This window comes from Ureibacillus xyleni (assembly GCF_900217795.1).
Lineage (GTDB): Bacteria > Bacillota > Bacilli > Bacillales_A > Planococcaceae > Ureibacillus > Ureibacillus xyleni.
The window spans coordinates 52,683-71,764 of record NZ_OBMQ01000013.1 but is presented as its reverse complement, the minus strand read 5'-3'; the positions used below and the strand labels follow the sequence as shown (position 1 = coordinate 71,764).

Annotated in this window: 19 protein-coding genes; 16 read left to right on the top strand and 3 right to left on the bottom strand. The window is 33.0% G+C overall.

The features are described 5' to 3' along the window. Window positions 1-68 precede the first annotated feature (68 nt). The gene (locus CRO00_RS16100; RefSeq protein WP_097074692.1) at window positions 69-1,598 is read left to right on the top strand and encodes a multicopper oxidase family protein; all 1,530 of its coding nucleotides are present in this window, start codon (window positions 69-71) and stop codon (window positions 1,596-1,598) included. Between the two features lie 97 nt (window positions 1,599-1,695). Here CRO00_RS16100 and CRO00_RS16095 read toward each other — a convergent pair whose 3' ends face one another. Continuing rightward, window positions 1,696-2,217 (bottom strand): PCYCGC motif-containing (lipo)protein, encoded by a 522-nt coding sequence (locus tag CRO00_RS16095; RefSeq protein WP_097074691.1) that lies wholly within the window; start codon window positions 2,215-2,217, stop codon window positions 1,696-1,698. Between the two features lie 337 nt (window positions 2,218-2,554). After that, the gene (locus tag CRO00_RS16090; RefSeq protein ID WP_097074690.1) at window positions 2,555-3,169 is read right to left on the bottom strand and encodes an SCO family protein; all 615 of its coding nucleotides are present in this window, start codon (window positions 3,167-3,169) and stop codon (window positions 2,555-2,557) included. Between the two features lie 236 nt (window positions 3,170-3,405). Here CRO00_RS16090 and CRO00_RS16085 point away from each other — a divergent pair, with 236 nt between their 5' ends. From CRO00_RS16085 to CRO00_RS16025, 13 genes are all read left to right on the top strand, one after another. Continuing rightward, window positions 3,406-4,086, top strand: coding sequence for a thioredoxin domain-containing protein (locus tag CRO00_RS16085; protein ID WP_237658451.1), 681 nt, complete (start codon window positions 3,406-3,408; stop codon window positions 4,084-4,086). Beyond that, a complete protein-coding gene (locus CRO00_RS16080) occupies window positions 4,079-4,522 on the top strand; it encodes a disulfide oxidoreductase (protein ID WP_097074689.1) in 444 nt (147 codons plus the stop codon). Before CRO00_RS16085 ends, CRO00_RS16080 begins: the two co-directional genes overlap by 8 nt. A 49-nt stretch (window positions 4,523-4,571) precedes the next feature. Then, window positions 4,572-5,279: a cytochrome c biogenesis CcdA family protein gene (locus CRO00_RS16075; RefSeq protein ID WP_097074688.1), complete on the top strand. Its 708-nt coding sequence runs from the start codon at window positions 4,572-4,574 to the stop codon at window positions 5,277-5,279. A gap of 42 nt (window positions 5,280-5,321) precedes the next feature. Continuing rightward, on the top strand, window positions 5,322-5,855 hold the full coding sequence (resA, locus tag CRO00_RS16070) for a thiol-disulfide oxidoreductase ResA (protein ID WP_097074687.1): 534 nt from the start codon (window positions 5,322-5,324) through the stop codon (window positions 5,853-5,855). Window positions 5,856-5,937: 82 nt separating this feature from the next. Next, window positions 5,938-6,330 (top strand): hypothetical protein, encoded by a 393-nt coding sequence (locus CRO00_RS16065; RefSeq protein WP_097074686.1) that lies wholly within the window; start codon window positions 5,938-5,940, stop codon window positions 6,328-6,330. 421 nt (window positions 6,331-6,751) lie between these two features. Further along, entirely contained in the window at window positions 6,752-7,255 is a 504-nt protein-coding gene (locus tag CRO00_RS16060) for a VanZ family protein (protein ID WP_097074685.1), read from the top strand. A gap of 85 nt (window positions 7,256-7,340) precedes the next feature. Continuing rightward, window positions 7,341-8,054 carry a ZIP family metal transporter gene (locus tag CRO00_RS16055; protein ID WP_097074684.1) on the top strand — a complete coding sequence of 238 codons (714 nt, stop codon included), beginning with the start codon at window positions 7,341-7,343 and terminating at the stop codon, window positions 8,052-8,054. Between the two features lie 215 nt (window positions 8,055-8,269). Next, window positions 8,270-9,556 carry a murein hydrolase activator EnvC family protein gene (locus CRO00_RS20575; protein ID WP_097074683.1) on the top strand — a complete coding sequence of 429 codons (1,287 nt, stop codon included), beginning with the start codon at window positions 8,270-8,272 and terminating at the stop codon, window positions 9,554-9,556. A 235-nt stretch (window positions 9,557-9,791) separates the two neighbouring features. Further along, window positions 9,792-10,121, top strand: coding sequence for an ArsR/SmtB family transcription factor (locus tag CRO00_RS16045; RefSeq protein ID WP_097074682.1), 330 nt, complete (start codon window positions 9,792-9,794; stop codon window positions 10,119-10,121). A gap of 43 nt (window positions 10,122-10,164) precedes the next feature. Then, complete coding sequence (locus tag CRO00_RS16040; protein ID WP_097074681.1) at window positions 10,165-11,106, top strand: cation diffusion facilitator family transporter; 942 nt, start codon at window positions 10,165-10,167, stop codon at window positions 11,104-11,106. 204 nt (window positions 11,107-11,310) lie between these two features. Then, entirely contained in the window at window positions 11,311-11,541 is a 231-nt protein-coding gene (locus CRO00_RS16035; protein ID WP_097074680.1) for a hypothetical protein, read from the top strand. Between the two features lie 231 nt (window positions 11,542-11,772). Next, on the top strand, window positions 11,773-12,138 hold the full coding sequence (locus tag CRO00_RS16030; RefSeq protein ID WP_097074679.1) for an ArsR/SmtB family transcription factor: 366 nt from the start codon (window positions 11,773-11,775) through the stop codon (window positions 12,136-12,138). Continuing rightward, a complete protein-coding gene (locus tag CRO00_RS16025; RefSeq protein WP_097074678.1) occupies window positions 12,131-14,554 on the top strand; it encodes a heavy metal translocating P-type ATPase in 2,424 nt (807 codons plus the stop codon). The genes CRO00_RS16030 and CRO00_RS16025 overlap by 8 nt, the downstream gene beginning before the upstream one ends. Before the next feature lie 69 nt (window positions 14,555-14,623). Here the strand turns inward: CRO00_RS16025 and ctaG are convergent, their stop codons facing one another. Beyond that, complete coding sequence (gene ctaG, locus CRO00_RS16020; RefSeq protein WP_097074677.1) at window positions 14,624-15,550, bottom strand: cytochrome c oxidase assembly factor CtaG; 927 nt, start codon at window positions 15,548-15,550, stop codon at window positions 14,624-14,626. A gap of 540 nt (window positions 15,551-16,090) precedes the next feature. On the opposite strand from ctaG, the gene CRO00_RS16015 reads away from it, so the two are divergent. Further along, entirely contained in the window at window positions 16,091-17,542 is a 1,452-nt protein-coding gene (locus CRO00_RS16015; protein WP_237658450.1) for an alpha-amylase family glycosyl hydrolase, read from the top strand. 343 nt (window positions 17,543-17,885) lie between these two features. After that, on the top strand, window positions 17,886-18,929 hold the full coding sequence (locus CRO00_RS16010) for a flavin-containing monooxygenase (protein WP_097074676.1): 1,044 nt from the start codon (window positions 17,886-17,888) through the stop codon (window positions 18,927-18,929). Window positions 18,930-19,082 lie beyond the last annotated feature (153 nt).

The following is a 19,082-nucleotide window of genomic DNA, read 5'->3' as shown; positions in this document are numbered from 1 at the left end:
TAACTCCATAATTTCTCCATATTTTTTTGTTACAGTTTAATTGGAATGAGACATAAGGAGGAAACATAATGAAATCTAAATTATTAATTACTACCCTACTAGTTGGTACTGTTATTATTGGTGGTTGTAGTGCAAGTAGTTCAGAATCCGATAAAAATGAAACCATGGATCATTCGAACATGACAGATGAAGAAATGGCAAATATGGAGGGAATGGACCATTCCAACATGACGGAAGAAGAAATGGCAAATATGGATAACGGGCATGCAAGCCATACAAATCCATTACCTTTAAATAATTCAACTGGAGAAAACGAACTTGCACTTCCACCCTTACTTGAACCAAAAGATGGAATAGTTGATATTATAGCTCAACAAGGTTCTACTGAAATTTTCAAAGGTATTCAAACTAAAACATACGGATATAACGGATCATTCTTAGGACCAGTTATAAAAATAACTGAAGGTGAAAAAGTAACATTTAGAACAAAAAATGATTTATCCGAACCAACAACATTTCATTGGCACGGCGTAGAGATTCCAGGTGAAGGTGATGGTGGTCCACATCAAATACTAAAACCAGGTGAATCAGAAGATGTGAAGTTTACAGTAAGTCAAGGTGCGTCTACATTATGGTTCCATCCACATCCAGTAGGTGCTACAGCTGAACAAGTATATAAAGGCTTAGCTGGTTTTATTTATGTGGAAGATGAAAATTCTAAAAAACTGGGATTACCTAGTCAATATGGTGAAAATGATTTTCCTATAGTATTCCAAGATAGACAATTTACTGAGGAAAAGCAATTTGATTATCAAGCAGCTCTAAATGAAGATGGTACAATTGGAGATACCTTATTAGTTAATGGAACTTTAAATCCGAAACTTACAGTGGGAAAAGAAAAAGTAAGACTTCGTTTATTAAACGGAGCGAATGCACGTAATTATACATTTAAATTAAATAAGGGAGATACGTTTCAACAAATTGCTACGGATGGTGGATTCTTAAATAAACCAACTACTTTGAGGGAAATTACATTAACACCAGGTGAAAGAGCAGAAATTATCGTTGATTTTTCAAAATTTGATTCAAAAAGTAATATCGCATTAGTAAATGAAGTGGATACAATTTTATTACCATTTGAAATTGATGAGCAAAAAGCAAATTCAACTAAAATTTCAAAAAGTTTAAATGATTTTGCTGTTACTGATGAAGAGAGAAACTTACCTGTAACGAAAAAATTGGAACTCTTTGGAATGGGAAAAATTGTAACAATAAATGGTAAACAATTTGATATGAACCGAATTGATTTCACCCAAAAACAAGGTGAGACTGAAATTTGGGAAATTTACAACAAACCAGATATGATGGGTGGTATGACACATCCATTCCATATTCATGGAACACAATTTAAAGTCGTTTCAATTGATGGTGAAGAACCACCTGCAAGTTTACAGGGCTGGAAGGATACAGTATCCATTGAACCAGATCAAACTGTAAAATTAGCTGTAAAATTTCCGAATAAAGGAATTTACATGTTCCACTGTCACATCCTTGAACACGAAGAAAATGGCATGATGGGACAAGTAGAGGCTATTTAAATTAATAGCACTTCTTAATAACAATCATACTTTTAATAAAGGCCTTCCACTCAATTTCGGAAGGCCTTTAAAAATGATATATCGTTTTGTAATCATGTTAAGCTGGCATTTCTGTTGGTGTTGGTGGAGCATAACCATCTTTGTATTTTGTATCAATTGTTTCACGTATTTCTTTTACAGTTTTTCCATCTTGATGTAGCTGAACCGACTCGATTGCAATTTCTAGGCAAACACCACAACGTGTACCGTGGTCATCCCAAACAATTGAACCATCTTCATGAGTTTCAGCAATAAAACAGTTTAAGTTGCTACGGTGTCCTGCTGACTCGCCACAACCACAATAACAAGGGATCCACTGTAATATATCGCTTGCTTGTCCTGCTGCTGCATAAACAAGACGAATTTCTTCAGATTGCGAATCTAAAAATTTTGGTGGTTCATTGGCAGAAGTAGTCAATTCCTGAAGGTCTCCAGATAGAGGATTTTGTGATATGTTTTTTAATCCCTCAGTTCCTTGATTTTGAACTTGTTCCCCACGTCCTTGTGAATCTTCTGTTGCACTACAAGCTGTTAGTGTGAGCAAAATAGCACCTAAAAGGGGTAATAATAATTTTTTCATTTTAAACCTCCATATATTGTAATGTTATATTCGAAGTTATTATAGAAAAGAGTTATGGAGAAAATATGCAGAAATATATTAATTCATTTTTTATTAAACTTGTAAAACGTAATCTTTTAATTCTCCATAAAAATTGCATATTTTAAGTTTATACTTATTTCGGTTAAAACCTTAGTAAAGCTATTTAAAGAAAGTAGAAAGGCAAATACTTCTTCTTTAAAAAATCTGTATAACGCCATATTAATTAGGCTACTCAGCCCAAAAGAAATTTGATGCCAAGTAGCCAAGCTAATCCTCGTTTGAAACGTATGTAGAAATTGGGGAATTCGACTCAGAATTATTTATCTAATCTCTCTTTAATCAATGTCTTCATGTCAATTGCAATTGTCTCGTAAGGAACTTCCTGAGTATCTTGTGATAAACCAGAGTAGTTTTTTACGGCAATCCCTTTTTCATCTACTAAGTAGAAAGAAGTACCATGCATGACTTGATCGCCTTCCTGAGGCTTTTTAACAAGTGCCTTAAAATTATTTAATGCAAATTGCTCAATATAAGATTGATCATAGCCTGTTACTAAATTCCATTTTGTTTCATCTGGGATTTCAAAAAAACTTAAGTATTCAGATAGTTTTTCTGGTGTATCAATTGCAGGATCAACTGAAAATGCCACTATATTATAGTCTTCTACGTCTCGTTCAATTAGTTCCTTTTGAATTTCAGACATATTGAATGTCATGGGCTGACAAACTGTCGTACAACTAGTAAAAATGAACATCGCTAGCCAAGGTTTGCCTTTTAAACTTTCAAGTGTAACTGTCTCACCACGGTGACTAATCGTTTCAAAATCCTCAATTTCATATTCCGTTGTTGCTTCGAATTTATAATTGCTACAAGCACCAAGAATAGTTGCGACAACCAGAATAGTCACAAGGCCAATAAGCTTTCTCTTCAACCGTATCAACTCCTTATAGTTCTGCAAATTATCTTACTGAAATAAGCATAATTGCACAATAAAAGTCACAATATTGTCAATCTTATATTCAAATAAGTGTTTGATTGATTTATTTAATTTGTTACAATTTCGATTAAAATGAAAGGAGTGTGCAAAAAATCACCTTTATATATTAAATAACCCTCTTAAACACTTAATACAATTTACATGAAATAAACAAAAAGGAGTTTTTTGTTTTGAAAAATTCAACTATGAAATTTACAGTAATTCTTACGTTAGCTGCAGTTGTCTTACTTGCGGCCATTGTAATAATTAGTAATAACCAAGCACCAGAAGAATCAGAAGTTGTTAGAGAAGAAGTAGATTTAACAGGACAACCAATACTAGGTGACGAGAGTGCTCCAGTAACGGTTGTAGAATTTGGTGATTTTAAATGTCCGTCATGTAAGGCGTGGGGAGAGACAATTTATCCTCAACTTGTAGAAGAGTATGTTTTATCAGGTGATGTTAAATTTTCTTATGTAAACGTTTTATTCCATGGTAATGAGTCTGTTGTGGCTGCATTAGGAGCAGAATCCGTGTACAAACAAGATCCAAACGTTTATTGGGATTTTCAGAAAAAAGTATTTGCGGCTCAACCAGAAGTAACTAGTCATGATGATGTATGGGTGACTTCAGATAAATTACTTGAGCTTGCAAGTGAATTTCCTTCTATTAGCCAAGAACAATTAAAACAAGATGTTGAACAAGAATTAACAATGGATCTAGTAAATATTGATAAAGATTTATTTACGAAACATAATGTTTCTCAAACACCTACCATTAAAATCAATGGAGTTACAATGGAGGACCCATTTGATTATGAGGCAATAAAGGAAGTAATCGAAAGTGAATTAGAGGCTGATAATAATGGGTGAAACTCGTACTCAACGTACTCAAAGTGATAAAAAGGTATGGATATTATATTTTGCTTGGTTTGTATCTCTTGTCGCTACTTCAGGAAGTCTTTATTTTAGCGAAATAAAAGGATTTATTCCCTGTGATTTATGTTGGATTCAACGAATTTTTATGTACCCATTGGTTTTGATTTTAGGTATTGGAACTTTCCAGAGTGATCTATCTGTTAAAAAATTTGTTTTACCTCTATCAGTTATTGGTGGAGTTATTTCATTTTTCCATTATCTTGAGCAGAAAGTACCGGGCTTTGGAGGAATTAAACCATGTGTAAGTGGAGTTCCATGTAGTGCCCAATACATCAATTGGTTTGGTTTTATAACAATCCCTTTTTTAGCCTTAGTAGCCTTTACTTTAATAAGCATCTGCATGTTTTTGTTATTCAAGAAATCGAAGTAATTGAACCTAAATTGCAGATATGGTTGTAAGAAAGGAGAAGTGAAATGATTTGTTAGAACTAAGTTTATTCCTAGCGTTCGGGGCCGGCTTACTGTCGTTTATTTCACCATGTTCATTACCGTTATACCCAGCGTTTCTTTCTTATGTAACGGGGATCTCTTTAAATGAGCTAAAAGAGGATAAGGGAGTATTCAATCGAAAAGCATTGGTACATACTTTACTGTTTTTACTTGGGTTCTCTATTATTTTTATGGCCTTAGGATTCTCTACTTCATTTATTGGTACCCTATTTATTCAAAATCAGGATTTATTAAGACAAATTGGAGCAATTATTATGGTCTTTTTTGGTTTAGTAATACTAGGTGTTTTTAAGTTTGACTTTTTACTTTCTGAAAAAAGGGTTCAGTTTAAGAAAAGACCTGAAGGTGCCATAGGATCTGTGGTTATCGGTATGGGCTTTGCTGCAGGTTGGACTCCTTGTACAGGTCCAATATTAGCTAGTGTTATTGCTTTAGGTATGTCTGATCCCGGTAAAGGCATATTTTATATGTTATTTTACGTACTAGGGTTCGCTATTCCATTCCTAATCATGTCGTTATTTATTGGAAAAATGAAGTTCCTTCAAAAGAGAAGTAGTTTGTTTATGAAATTTGGTGGGGGATTAATGATAATAATGGGGATCTTATTGTACTTCGATATGATGACAAAAATTATTGCATTTTTAACACCACTTTTCGGAGGATTTACAGGATTTTAGAACAAAATTTTCACTTAGATGTAAGAGAGGGTATGTTCTACTATGGATAAAAAAAGAAGAAGATTATTTATGCGCCTAATTATTTTGATCATAATGTGTGGAGCAATAGTCTTTACTATTTACAATAGTCTTACGAAAGAAAAAAGAGAAGTAATACAAGTTGGAGATACTGCTCCAGATTTTGAACTTGTTGATATGAATGGGAAAACCCACAAATTATCAGAATACAAAGGACAAGGAGTCTTTTTGAATTTTTGGGGAACTTGGTGTAAACCCTGTGAAAGGGAATTTCCAATAATTGATAAATATTATCAAGAATATCAAGATGAGGGGATTCAAGTATTAGCAGTAAATATTGCAGAAACTGATTTTACAGTAAATAATTATGTAGAACGGAAAGGGTTGACTTTTCCAGTTTTAATAGATAAGTCTAAAAGCGTGATGAGTGCTTATAATATTAAACCCCTACCAACAACTGTTTTAGTAAACCCAGAAGGAAAAATAGAAAAAATAATCACCGGCGAAATGACAGACGAAAGTATTTTGAATTATATGAAGCAGATAATGCCAGAATAATTTCTTTAAGTTAATATATTTTCGTTTGCCTCGAGTTTAAGTTAGTACAAAATAAAAATGGTAGTGTAAGTGGAGTTGGATAATGGAAAATAAAACTACAAAGTTATATGAATTTCGAGTGATGGTGGAAGAAGATCTTGCAGCACAATTACCATATCAAGTATACGTAAATTTTTTAGGTGAATCTGAATTTTACGAACGACTTGTTGCTGTCGCAAAAAGGGATCGAGTTTTGTTAACGGGTCGCCCTGCACCATTTATGATGAAATTGTTATTTAAAACAAAGTATTTGTTTTATTTAGAGCAACAAACGAATCAAAAGTTGAAATTCCTTCATTGGAGTTTAGAAGGCATTTTAGGAAAGAAGAAAGATATGTTACTTTTTAAAGACAGAGAATTTGTTATTGAATTTCGAGAGGCTCTTTTAATATATTTAAATCAATTTGCTAAAGAAGTAGAACAAGGTAAACTCTAAGGTTCTGAAATAAATTACGTATTGAGAAAAGAAGTTGAAGCGTTGAAATTCTAACAACACACAAACATGTTGTATTAGATGAGAAGGTGAAATAATGTTAAGGTCTAAATGGTTTTGGTTTGTAATTTTATTTGGATTTATTATTGCTTGGAGTATGTTCGATTTGTTTGTTATTGTTCCAAATCTAGATTCATAGTAAATGCTCAAAAAGGCAATCTCCAAATGTAGTATAACTTCTAACAAACTTGTTGTGTGATGTACATTCATATCAAGTGTTAGAAGTTTTTTCATGACAAAAGGAATATTGTTTCGATAAAAATATTTGATAAACCTGTTTTGTTTGAAATTATTTTATGTAGTTTTTGTAAAAGTGAGTTAGAGAATCTTATTGCGTATGATGCGTAGTTAAGGAGAAATAAAATTGGATTATTTTATTGATTTTCTATTATTAGCACTGATATATAATATTTTCTTTTACAAAAAGTGGAAGAGAGAATTAAAATGGGCATTAACAATCAAAACATTAATGTATCTTTATGTTGTATTGGTTTTATTTGTAACGCTTATGCCGTTTACTATGCCATTTAGCGGAATGAACAAAGGATTTATGGAGACGGCTAATTTTATCCCATTCAGAGATTTAAGATTAAAATATGATGGCGCAATTCGAGAAATTGTATTAAACATCCTCATGATGGTGCCTTTTGGTTTCTTATATCCGAGTATTACGAAAAAAGGCATGCTAAAAACAGTTGTTACAACTTTATTTTTTAGTTTAGCCATTGAAAGTTATCAGTTACTTAGTGTGTGGTGGAATGGTATAGAAACTAGAATTTTTGATGTTACGGACTTGATCACAAACACATCGGGAGGTTTAATTGGATATCTTACATTTGTTATACTAAGAGCAGTAGTTATCAAATAACAAGGCGTAATAAAGTTTCCATATTCATAAATTCCTTTGAATAACCATACCACTAATTATACTCATTGAAAGGTGATAATGTGGAATGTGGTTATTGGGTTTTTTATGTACTTCTTCAGGTATATTAATAGGTGGAACGATTGCCTGGCTTTTTAAGGGATTACAACAGAAGGTAGATATCATTTATGGACTCTGTGCAGGTATAATCCTAGGCTTAATTAGTTTTGAAATTTTCCCTGAAGCAATCGAATTAGGCGGTTGGTTAAGTACCTTTGTTGGATTTACTATAGGGATGATCCTATTCGAAGTTTTACATAATGGGTTGCACTATTACCAAGGTATAAAAAGTACTTCAAAGAAAAAATTGTATATTCGTACAGGCTTAATATTAATGTTTAGTTTCTCAGTTCACAATGTACCTATGGGAATCACTTTAGGAGCAAGTCAAGAATCTGATTTTACAATGACATTATTGCAAACACTCTTATTCCATAGTATCCCCGAAGGAATTATTTTGTTTACTCCTTTAATTTTAGCGGGTATAAATATCTTTATTGGATTTTTAATTACCTTTATTGTATCGATTCCAATTCCTTTAGGTGTCTTTATTGGTGGTTTTTTAGGATTTGATCACCCGACAACAAACACAACCTTAATTAGTTTTACTATAGGAATAATCTTTATGGTTACAGTATCAGAAATTTTATACCCAGCATTACTCAAATCTTCAACATTTAAGGTTTTAATTTTTACTCTAATAGGACTAGCAATAATAGGAGCCTATCTGAAATTGTTATAATTAAATGCCTGTTCTGTTAGGATTGACATTTTTTTGTTCAATCCTTTTTTGTGTGAAAAAGTGCATAACTTCTCCTTAATTTTGAAATCAAACTGTAAAATTAGCTATTAATTTAGAATGGTATAATGAAATTTGTTGAAACAGGTAGATAAAGAGTATATACAATAGCTATTTGTCAGTTTAAATCGGTTTATAGCATTAGGAGGATTTATTAATTGAAAAGGAAATTAAGTAGCTATGCTTTGACCGGAACTTCTGTGTTGTTAATTTCAACGCTTTTATTCGGTTCACCAGCCACTGCAAATAATTTAAATAATTTAAAAGGTAAGCAATCTGAAATTGAACAAAAAAAGACAGAATTAAATAGTGAAATTAAAGAAAAAGAAAATGATATCCAAGCAAATCAGACCGAACAAAAAAAGTTATTAGAACAAATATTGAAGCTTAATAAGGAAATTACTACAACGGAGGATAGTATCACTAAATTAGAAACGGATATTAACCTAACAAATGTAGAAATTGGAGATTTGCAAAGCGAAATAAAAGAGTTAGAAGAAAAAATTGCTAATCGAGATGAACTATTAAAAGAACGTGTACGTGCAGTGCAGGTAAATGGAGGTTCAATTAGCTATATAGATGTATTGCTAGGGGCAAATAGTTTTATTGACTTTATTGATCGACTCTCTGCAGTTAATACGTTAATGGAAGCAGATCGCAGTATCATGGCTGAGCAAGCAAATGATAAAGAAGCGTTAGAGAAAAAGAAAATAGAATTAGAAGACAAGCTTGCATCACTAGAAAAGAGCCACGGCGAATTAATAACTCTAAAAGCAACGTTAGATAGCCAAAAAGCAGACAAAACAACTTTAATTGATCAGTTAGAAGCAGAACAAGAAAAACTTAAAGATTCAAAGGAACTTTTGGAAGCAGAATACCAGGAAGTTCATGAAATCAGTAAAGATTTAGAAGCTAAAATTATTGCTGAACAACAACGTATGGCCGAGTTGGCACGTCAGGCAGAACAAAAACGAAACGCTGCTGCACAGAGTAATGGGAGTAGCAGTACAGGTTCAACAAATTTACCTGCAACATCAAGTGGTACTTGGACAACCCCTGCAAATGGTACATTCACATCTGGTTATGGTTGGAGAAATTTCCGTGGGAAAGAGTTCCATTATGGTGTAGATGTTGCGAATTCAATAGGCACACCTATAGTTGCTGCAGCTGATGGAGTTGTTTCATATGCAGCACCACTGAGCACATACGGAAATGTTGTAATAATTACACATTCAATTAATGGTGAAATTTTTACATCCGTGAATGCTCATATGAATTCAATTGGTGTTATAGCTGGTCAAACCATTTCAAAAGGACAAGAGATTGGAAAGATGGGTATGACTGGTCGTGTAACTGGTCCACATTTACATTTTGAATTACATACTGGTACTTGGGCTGGACAAAAAGTCGGTCATGTTAATCCCTTACGATATGTTCCTTTTTAGTTATTAATAGGATATAAAAGTTTAAAAATCCTCAAATTAGTTTGGTAAATAGCCAGAACTAATTTGAGGATTTTTTGAATTTAAAGTTGAATTTTACAAGTGGCAATTATAGTGAAGTAATTTACAATTAATGTTAATATAATTAAAATATAACCATACATGAACATATGTGCATATATCAGTATTGTTGTTGTTTATAATGTTTAGTACTAATTATAGAGTGAGGGGGTATCGTATGTCAGAAGAATATGAAGAGGCTTTAGGAAAAAATGAAAATGATTTAGACGAAGAAACATTATTTATCGTATCTCAAACATTCAAAGCATTAGGGGATCCTACAAGAATTCGAATTCTTAATTTGCTTTTTAATAACGAGTATTCCGTAAATGATATTGCAGATATTTTAGATCTTAGACAATCTACAGTTTCTCATCAATTAAGTTTTTTAAAGAATTTACGCTTAGTTAAACATCGCAGAGAAGGAACATTTTTATATTACTCACACGATGATGAACACGTAATGAACATGTTAAAACAGACAATTGAACATGCTAATCACAGTTAGTATACCGATGATGTTAACAAGTGAAATTTAGGAGGAAATATGAATGGGACACGACCATGACCATACACACGGAGGAAATAAAAAAACTCTTCTAATTGCATTTATTATTATTACAGGTTATATGATTGTTGAGGCTATAGGTGGGATTATAACAAATAGTCTAGCCCTTTTATCTGATGCAGGCCATATGCTCAGTGATTCAATCTCATTATTAATAGCATTAATAGCTTTTGCTTTAGGTGAGAAGGTAGCCAATAATAAAAAGACTTTTGGCTATAAACGTTTTGAAGTACTGGCGGCAGCTTTGAATGGTGTCACATTAATACTTATTGCACTATTTATTTTTTATGAGGCAATTCAGCGTTTCATGTATCCACCTCAAGTAGTCTCTAATGGGATGTTAATGATAGCAGTTGTTGGGTTAATAATAAATATTCTTGTTGCATGGATAATGATGCGTGGTGGGGATACGAAAGAAAACTTGAACTTAAGAGCTGCTTTCCTACATGTAATCAGTGATATGCTTGGTTCGGTTGCAGCGATTGTAGCAGCATTATTAATTATGTTTTTCAATTGGGGTTGGGCTGATCCAGTTGCAAGTGTCATTGTTGCAATCCTTGTTCTTATAAGCGGGTTGCGAGTTACAAATTCTGCAATTCATATTTTAATGGAAGGTACCCCATCCAATGTGGATCTAAGTGAAATTATTAAAGTGATAGAGAATGTACAAGGAATAAAAAGTATCCATGATCTACATGTATGGACAATAACTAGTGGGCAAAATGCGCTCTCGTGTCATGCAGTAGTAGACGGTACATTATCCATAAAGGATTCTGAAAAAGTTTTACTACTCATTGAACATGAATTGGAACATAAAGGAATTGGACATATGACAATTCAAATGGAAAGTGAAGAAAACCCACATAATGATTCGATTCTTTGCAAAACTGAATATGACACTCATTCCCATAATCATGAACATTAGGAGTGAAAAAATGAATAATCCATGGAATAAATTTATATATAAAATTGGTTCACCTATTTATAAATTGGAGGAGAATGAGTTTATTTAAAAAGTTCCGAATTCTGTCAACTAATGCACTTCTGTAATTAGTAAACCTTGTTATTATTAAAATGACACTGTTTTGATTATATATTTAAATGATCAATAATTAAGGAAGTGATATACATGGAGAAACGACGTTTGAAATTTGTAATTCCAACAATGGTTATTGTAGCTATAGTAGGAATTTATATGTTAAATAATTATTATCAAGATGTTCCAACTGATCATAGACCGTTGATTATTATTAGTACTACTTTATTATCTGGAATCCTTGCTTATAAATTGTTTCCACATGATGATGAAAGTCCAATAGACCCGAAGCCAGCTATTATGAATCGGAAAACATCTAAATAACTTGCCACGATTAGCCCTTTTATTTAAAGAGGGCTTTTTTCTTTATTTTTATTGTCTAATCAAAAATTGCAAATACTATAAAGGCTTTTTTATATAGTGGAATTTCAATTTTTTTATTCATACAATACATAAATTTAAATCAAATGTACATTTGACTATTTGAATGATGAAGCATAAAATAATATATAAACAGTCAAACGTTTATTTGAATATTGAGAGGTGGAAAATTTGATGAAAGAAAAAGATGTATGTGAAATCACTTGTATAAACGAAGGAAATGTAACATCAATTCAAAATAAACTATCTAAGGAAAATCCATTTGAAGTAGCTAAAATTTTTAAAGCATTGTCAGATGATACAAGGATTAAAATTGCTTATGCGTTATCACAAGAAGAGCTATGCGTATGTGATGTTGCAAATATTGTTGGAGCAACAACTGCTACGGCATCTCATCATTTAAGATTGTTAAAAAACTTAGGAATAGCTAAATATCGTAAAGAAGGAAAATTAGTCTACTATTCGTTAGATGATGATCATGTTAAGCAACTTATTGAAGTTGCTTTTGCTCACCAAAGAGAAGGTGTTCGAGTTGAGTAATGCAGCAGAAGAGCTAAAGGACAAAAAGGTCTTTAGAGTTGAGGGTTTCTCTTGTGCAAACTGTGCAGGGAAATTTGAAAGAAATGTAAAAGAAATACCTGGAGTCCAAGATGCTAAAGTAAACTTTGGTGCTTCTAAAATCAGCGTATATGGTGACGCATCCGTAGAAGAATTAGAAAAGGCTGGTGCCTTTGAAAATTTAAAAGTTACACCAGAAAAGCCAAAACGACAAGCAACCCCTCAACCAGTTGCACCTCAAGCATTTGAGGAAGCAAAAAGTGTCTTTCGAGTAGAAGGCTTCTCCTGTGCCAACTGTGCAGGAAAGTTTGAGCGAAACGTAAAAGAAATCCCAGGAGTACAAGATGCAAAAGTAAATTTTGGAGCTTCTAAAATTAGTGTTGTAGGAGAAGCTACTATTGAAGAATTAGAAAAAGCAGGTGCATTCGAGAATCTTAAGGTGCTACCCGATAAACCAGTTCGACAAAGTGGGGAAATAAAGCAAGAGAATAATGAGGTTAAAGAAGCAAAAGTACCGTTTTACAAAAAGCACAGTACTTTACTATACGCTGGTTTATTCATTGTCTTCGGTTATCTCTCACAATTCGTAAATGGGGAAGAAAACCTTATTACTTCGTTACTGTTTATCGCATCGATTGTAATTGGGGGATTCTCTCTCTTTAAAGTCGGTTTACAAAATCTGCGACGACTTGATTTTGACATGAAAACACTTATGACAGTGGCAGTAATAGGTGCAGCGTTCATTGGAGAATGGGCAGAAGCATCAGTCGTAGTCATTCTATTTGCAATTAGTGAAGCACTTGAACGATTCTCAATGGATCGAGCAAGACAATCCATTCGTTCGTTAATGGATATTGCACCAAAAGAAGCACTCGTTCGACGAAACGGTCAGGAATTATTGATCCATGTAGATGAGATTGCAGTTGGTGACATCATGATTGTAAAACCTGGTCAGAAAATCGCGATGGATGGTGTTGTTGTTAAAGGTTATTCCTCTGTAAACCAAGCAGCAATCACAGGTGAGTCCGTTCCAGTTAGCAAAACTGTAGATGAAGAAGTGTTTGCAGGGACGTTAAATGAAGAGGGCCTGCTTGAAGTGAAAATAACAAAATTAGTTGAAGATACAACAATTTCAAAAATTATTGAACTTGTAGAAGAAGCACAAGCTGAACGAGCACCATCTCAGGCGTTTGTTGATAAATTTGCGAAGTACTATACACCAATTATTATGGTGATTGCTGGATTAGTAGCGGTGGTGCCACCTCTATTCTTTGATGGCAGTTGGGGAACTTGGGTTTACCAAGGATTATCCGTCCTAGTTGTTGGTTGTCCTTGTGCACTCGTAATTTCCACACCGATTTCTATTGTTTCGGCAATCGGAAATGCAGCGAAAAAAGGTATCCTTATCAAAGGTGGAGTTTATTTAGAAGAAATGGGTGCTTTAAAAGCAATTGCATTTGATAAAACAGGTACTTTAACAAAAGGTGTTCCAGTTGTAACGGATTATAAAGTGTTTGGAGAAAACGTAAACGAAAAAGACTTACTTGCAGTGATTACGGCTTTAGAAACTCGTTCACAACATCCACTCGCTACAGCAATTATTAAAAAAGCAGAAAATAATTCTATCTCCTATTCTGATGTCGTAGTAGAAGACTTCACTTCCATCACAGGTAAGGGAATAATGGGTACTGTTGGAGGAACAACTTATTATATTGGAAGTCCGAAACTATTTAAGGATATGGCATCTACAAACTTTAATAATAATATTGAAAGAGATGTAGCGGAACTTCAAAATCAAGGTAAAACTGCAATGGTCATTGGAACCGAGCATGAAATATTAGGTGTTATTGCGGTAGCTGATGAAGTCCGTGAATCAAGTAAAGAAGTAATTAATAAGTTGCACCAACTTGGCATTCAAAAAACAATTATGCTAACGGGTGATAACAAAGGTACTGCGAAAGCGATCGGTAGCCATGTTGGGGTAACAGAAATACGAGCAGAATTAATGCCCGAGGATAAATTAAGTTTTATTAAACAATTAAGATCTCAATATGGAAACGTAGCAATGGTAGGAGACGGTGTAAATGATGCTCCAGCATTAGCCGCTTCTACAGTGGGTATTGCAATGGGTGGCGCTGGTACAGATACTGCGTTAGAAACTGCAGACGTTGCGTTAATGGGAGATGATTTAAGGAAACTTCCATTCACTGTGAAATTGAGCCGTAAAGCCTTAAATATAATCAAAGTTAATATTGCCTTTGCAATCGGTATTAAATTGCTTGCTTTACTTTTAGTTATCCCAGGTTGGTTAACGCTTTGGATTGCTATTCTTTCAGATATGGGGGCAACACTTTTAGTATCATTAAATAGCTTAAGACTTATGCGAGTAAAGGAATAAAGAAAAAGGGCTTTCAAAAATTTTGAAAGCCCTTTTTAATGGATTTATTTGTAAGGGTAATATGGAGTCTTAATATTGTTGTTCTCTTTTTTTCGCTTGAAATTCTTTTAGTGCATTTTCAGTTATTTGTTCTTCATTCACATGTTCATCTCGCCACCATTGGCGGAACACAATGACTAATAAAGTTCCTAAGATAATTTCCTGCATAATCTTCATCAATACCCCACCCATTTGTTGATCACTAATCGGTGATAAATTTGTAAATAATTCAGGTCCAGATATAGTAATGGAAATGTTTGATAAAGTGCTAACTGGAACACAAAGTGCCATCGCCTTTAACCACATTTCACCATCAGTATATGTAGAATACAAAGGTTCTTTTGAGAAAACTATGATTGCACATGCAGGTGTAATAGCTATAGCAGTTGCAATGATGTATCCAATTTTATAAAGCCCTTTCATTTGAGGTTGCCCAGGAACGGTATTAACTAATGGCCAATACATAAAGAACGCTGAGAGGAACAGCACTAATGTGACTAAACCATGGAATGTTGAATCGGTTTTAATCGTATCAAACACAGATGGTATATGATATATAGAAAACGTAAAAGTGAACACTAAAACAGAAACTACTGGCAAGGTACAGTATTTAAAAATCTTTCCTACAACAGGTGCTTCTATAATTAATTTCCAAATCCACCATGGTATACCCATAATAATGAAAATTGGCAATACGAATAGTAGAAATACCATTTGAACCATGTGCATTGTAAACAAGATTAGTGAAGTTACATCCACTGGAGATCCCTTAATGATATAAAAAGTAATCATACCGATTAGAAAATAGATAACCTCACTCTTTTTTAGAGATTCACTAACTTTGAAGTGTTTCCTCCAAACAACAGTAACCAAAAAATAAACGATAATTAAACAAACAATAATTCCTATTAAATACGGACTCCATAATGCCTGAAAACCGAATATACTTAACGGCATAACCTCACTCCCTTTAACTCCTAAATATAATCTTTACTATTATAAGTAATGAACTATTATATAAAATCCTACTGTGTAATAAAGAAATCTTGGTGCTCATTGTCCTTTTTTAGTAGTAAATTTTCTAATTAGTATAATCGAAAAATATGCAATAATTATGAAGAATAGGAAATTTTAACTCCATAGAGGTCAAAAGAATAAATTTCTGCATAAAAAATTCATATTTAATTGCTATAATAAATGCTGAATTTGAATAGGGAAATGGTAGGGTAAACGCTATAATAGGATTTATTTTATAAATTACACCTTTTACACTTTCAGGACGTTCAATTCAAGAAGAAGCAACTATGAAAAAAAGTGTAGACAAAATCAAAAATCGGAGGTAATACAGAGGGAGGACTACTCGAAAATGAAATATTAGGAACAAATCAAGTTCCTATATATTCATAGTAATTTTAATTCATTACCCTAATTAAAAAACAGCAGTATTATCTTTTTATATGTTTAATTATGATAGCTAGTTGAGAGAGGAAAATAATTTTGAGATTAAAGAAATGGATTTGTTTATCAGCAGCCTCTATGTTACTCGCTGCTTCGTTTACAGCAACACCCATCGCAAATGCAGAAGAAACAAAAACAATTGCAGATGAAAGTATATATGATTTATTAGTAGACCGTTATTTCAATGCTACAGGTGAAAATGATTACAATATAGATCCAACAGAATCCTCGCAATTTGCGGGTGGTGACTTTAAAGGAATTACTGATAAAATTTCAGTAATTTCAGATATGGGTTTTACAATCGTTTCACTTGGCTCTATCTTTAAAACCGAGGAATATGACGGTTCAATGGTAACAAGTTATACAGAATTTGAACCTCGATTTGGAACAACAGAGGAATTTACACAATTAATTGATAAGTTTAACGATTATAAGATTTCTGTAATGGTAGACTTTCCACTTACGAATGTTAGTGAAAAACACGAATGGGCACAAGATTCATCTAAAGAACAATGGGTATTGGGAACTTCAAATAGTAAAGTTCGTTGGGATTTAAATAATCGGGAAGTACAAAAAGCATTGATTGATGAGGTTGTGCAATTTGTTTCTACATATAAAGTAAGAGGTATTCGTTTAACGAACCTAGATATTGCATCAAATGCTTTTTTAAACGATATAATTAAGGCTATTAAAGCTGTTGACGAAAACATTTACGTAATTTCAAATGAAGAAAGCGATGCTAACTTTGATGCAAAATATTATAATGATACAAATGAAATTTTCCGTAACATTTATAAAAATGTAGATATAGATTCATCAGAACAAATGAAATATATTGCTCCTGGCTTGAATAACGGAGATGTCCCTGTACAATTAATGATTGATAGCGTTAATACAAATCGATTTGTATATGATGTAGAATTGTTCCCACCAACGAGAATTAAATTAGCGATGGCATCAACATTGCTTTTACCGGGTGTTCCAGTTATGCAATATGGAACAGAAATTGCGATGAACGGTGAAGTTGGACCAGAGTCACATCAAGTATATAATTTCCGTACGGATGAAGAATTAATTAAATTCATTGGGAATATTCAAACCCTGCGAAATGAATCTGATACACTTAGAGCAGGAGAATTTAAATTAATAAAAAATGAAAATGGTTTATTAGCTTTTCAACGGTCTTCTGATACTGAAAAATGGATTGTAGTCATTAACAATACAGGAAAAACGACAAGAGTAGATATAAGTGAGGAAGATATTGGGTCAGGTAAAGAAATTATGGGGATGATAGAAACCAATGTTATCCGTGCGAATGATGATGGGGTTTATCCAATTGTAATAGACCGCGAAGTAGTAGAAATCTATCAAGTGATTGAAAAACGTGGAATAAATATAGGTTACCTAATTCTACTAGTATTGGCCTATACTTTTTTCATCGGATTTATTCTTGTCTTAAGAAGACGGACAAAACGAGCAGAAGAAAAATAAATAGAAATAAATGTCGACAAAATCGGGGGATTCGGTTTTGTCTTTTTTGAAAAATAAAATAAAGTGAAATAAAATGCTGATAAAATAAAAAGTTTCTCCAGCATTTTATTCTTCTAAATACTTATAAAGTAATTCCTATATAATGACCAATAATAAGTCTTTTAATTCCCTCCTTTTTATTCTAAAAACTTTCCATATATTAAAGTAATTAAAATAATTAACATACAATCAAATATTCAAATGAATGTTTGAATTTAGATGTGTTTTGGGTTATTATATAATTGTAACTTTATGGAAGTAAGAGTTAAACTGGATTATTCATAAATATAGGGGGATGAAGGGTTTGTATGACACGATTGTAATAGGTGCAGGACAGGCAGGGCTAGCTGCTGGATATTATTTGAAACAATTTAATCAAAACTTTTTGATTTTAGATAAAGGGCGAGAAGTAGCAGAGAGTTGGATAAACCGATATGATTCGTTAGTTTTATTTACACCTAGAATGTATGATGCTTTACCTGGTTTGCAATTTGAAGGGGAATCACATGGGTTTCCAACAAAAAATGAAATGGTCCGTTACTTAAAGCAATATGCTGATAAATTTAATCTTCCTATCAAGTTTCAAACAGAAGTGGTAAATGTACAGAATAGGAAAAAAACATTTTACATAGAAACAAATCAAGGAGTTTTTGAGTCAAAAAACCTTGTTATTGCGACTGGAGCATTCCAAACACCTAGAGTACCCTCATTTTCGAAAAAAATGTTAAAAGATATTAATCAGCTTCATTCCTCTGAATATAAAAATCCAAGTCAGCTAATAGAAGGAAATGTGCTTATCGTTGGTGGTGGTAACAGTGGGGCTCAAATAGCAGTTGAATTATCAAAGGAAAAAGAAACTTATTTGGCGATAAGTCAAAAATTATCGTATTTACCTTTAGTTTTAAATAGGAAAAGTATCTTTTGGTGGTTCGATAAGTTAGGAATATTGAAAGCAAGTTCCAATTCTCTTATTGGTAAAGCCATTCAAAAAAAGGGAGACCCTATATTTGGATATGAATTGAAAGAAGCAGTTAAGAGAATGGAAGTTTCATTAAAACCTAAAGTAATTGATGGCAAGCAAAATGAAATAACTTTTAAAGATTTAACCACATTAAAGGTTGATAATATTATTTGGGCTACGGGTTTTCATTCTGTATATCCTTGGCTTGAGATAAAAGAAGTATTTAATACAGAAGGGAAACTAGTTCATCATCGAGGTACTACAAGTGTAAAGGGGCTCTATTTTATTGGATTGCCTTGGCAGTATCGCAGAGGATCTGCGCTATTGCAGGGAGTAGGATTCGATGCGAGATATATTGTTGAACATCTAAAAAGTCTTTCTAATTAGCGAATGCTTTTTAAGAATTTTTTCAACTAAAGAAGGGCGAATGCTTAGTCAAGCAGTTGCTCTTTTTAATATGTCTGGTTAGTGGTTAGTTTAATGATAAGTGGGGTTAAATGTGGAGCATTTTAATAGTAAATATCGTCAAATATCTTAGAA

Coding starts and splice junctions, on each gene's coding strand:
- CRO00_RS16100 (WP_097074692.1), top strand. CDS start 69: ATGAAATCTAAATTATTAATTACTACCCTACTAGTTGGTACTGTTATT.
- CRO00_RS16095 (WP_097074691.1), bottom strand. CDS start 2,217: ATGAAAAAATTATTATTACCCCTTTTAGGTGCTATTTTGCTCACACTA.
- CRO00_RS16080 (WP_097074689.1), top strand. CDS start 4,079: ATGGGTGAAACTCGTACTCAACGTACTCAAAGTGATAAAAAGGTATGG.
- resA (WP_097074687.1), top strand. CDS start 5,322: ATGGATAAAAAAAGAAGAAGATTATTTATGCGCCTAATTATTTTGATC.
- CRO00_RS16065 (WP_097074686.1), top strand. CDS start 5,938: ATGGAAAATAAAACTACAAAGTTATATGAATTTCGAGTGATGGTGGAA.
- CRO00_RS16055 (WP_097074684.1), top strand. CDS start 7,341: ATGTGGTTATTGGGTTTTTTATGTACTTCTTCAGGTATATTAATAGGT.
- CRO00_RS16045 (WP_097074682.1), top strand. CDS start 9,792: ATGTCAGAAGAATATGAAGAGGCTTTAGGAAAAAATGAAAATGATTTA.
- CRO00_RS16040 (WP_097074681.1), top strand. CDS start 10,165: ATGGGACACGACCATGACCATACACACGGAGGAAATAAAAAAACTCTT.
- CRO00_RS16035 (WP_097074680.1), top strand. CDS start 11,311: ATGGAGAAACGACGTTTGAAATTTGTAATTCCAACAATGGTTATTGTA.
- CRO00_RS16030 (WP_097074679.1), top strand. CDS start 11,773: ATGAAAGAAAAAGATGTATGTGAAATCACTTGTATAAACGAAGGAAAT.
- ctaG (WP_097074677.1), bottom strand. CDS start 15,550: ATGCCGTTAAGTATATTCGGTTTTCAGGCATTATGGAGTCCGTATTTA.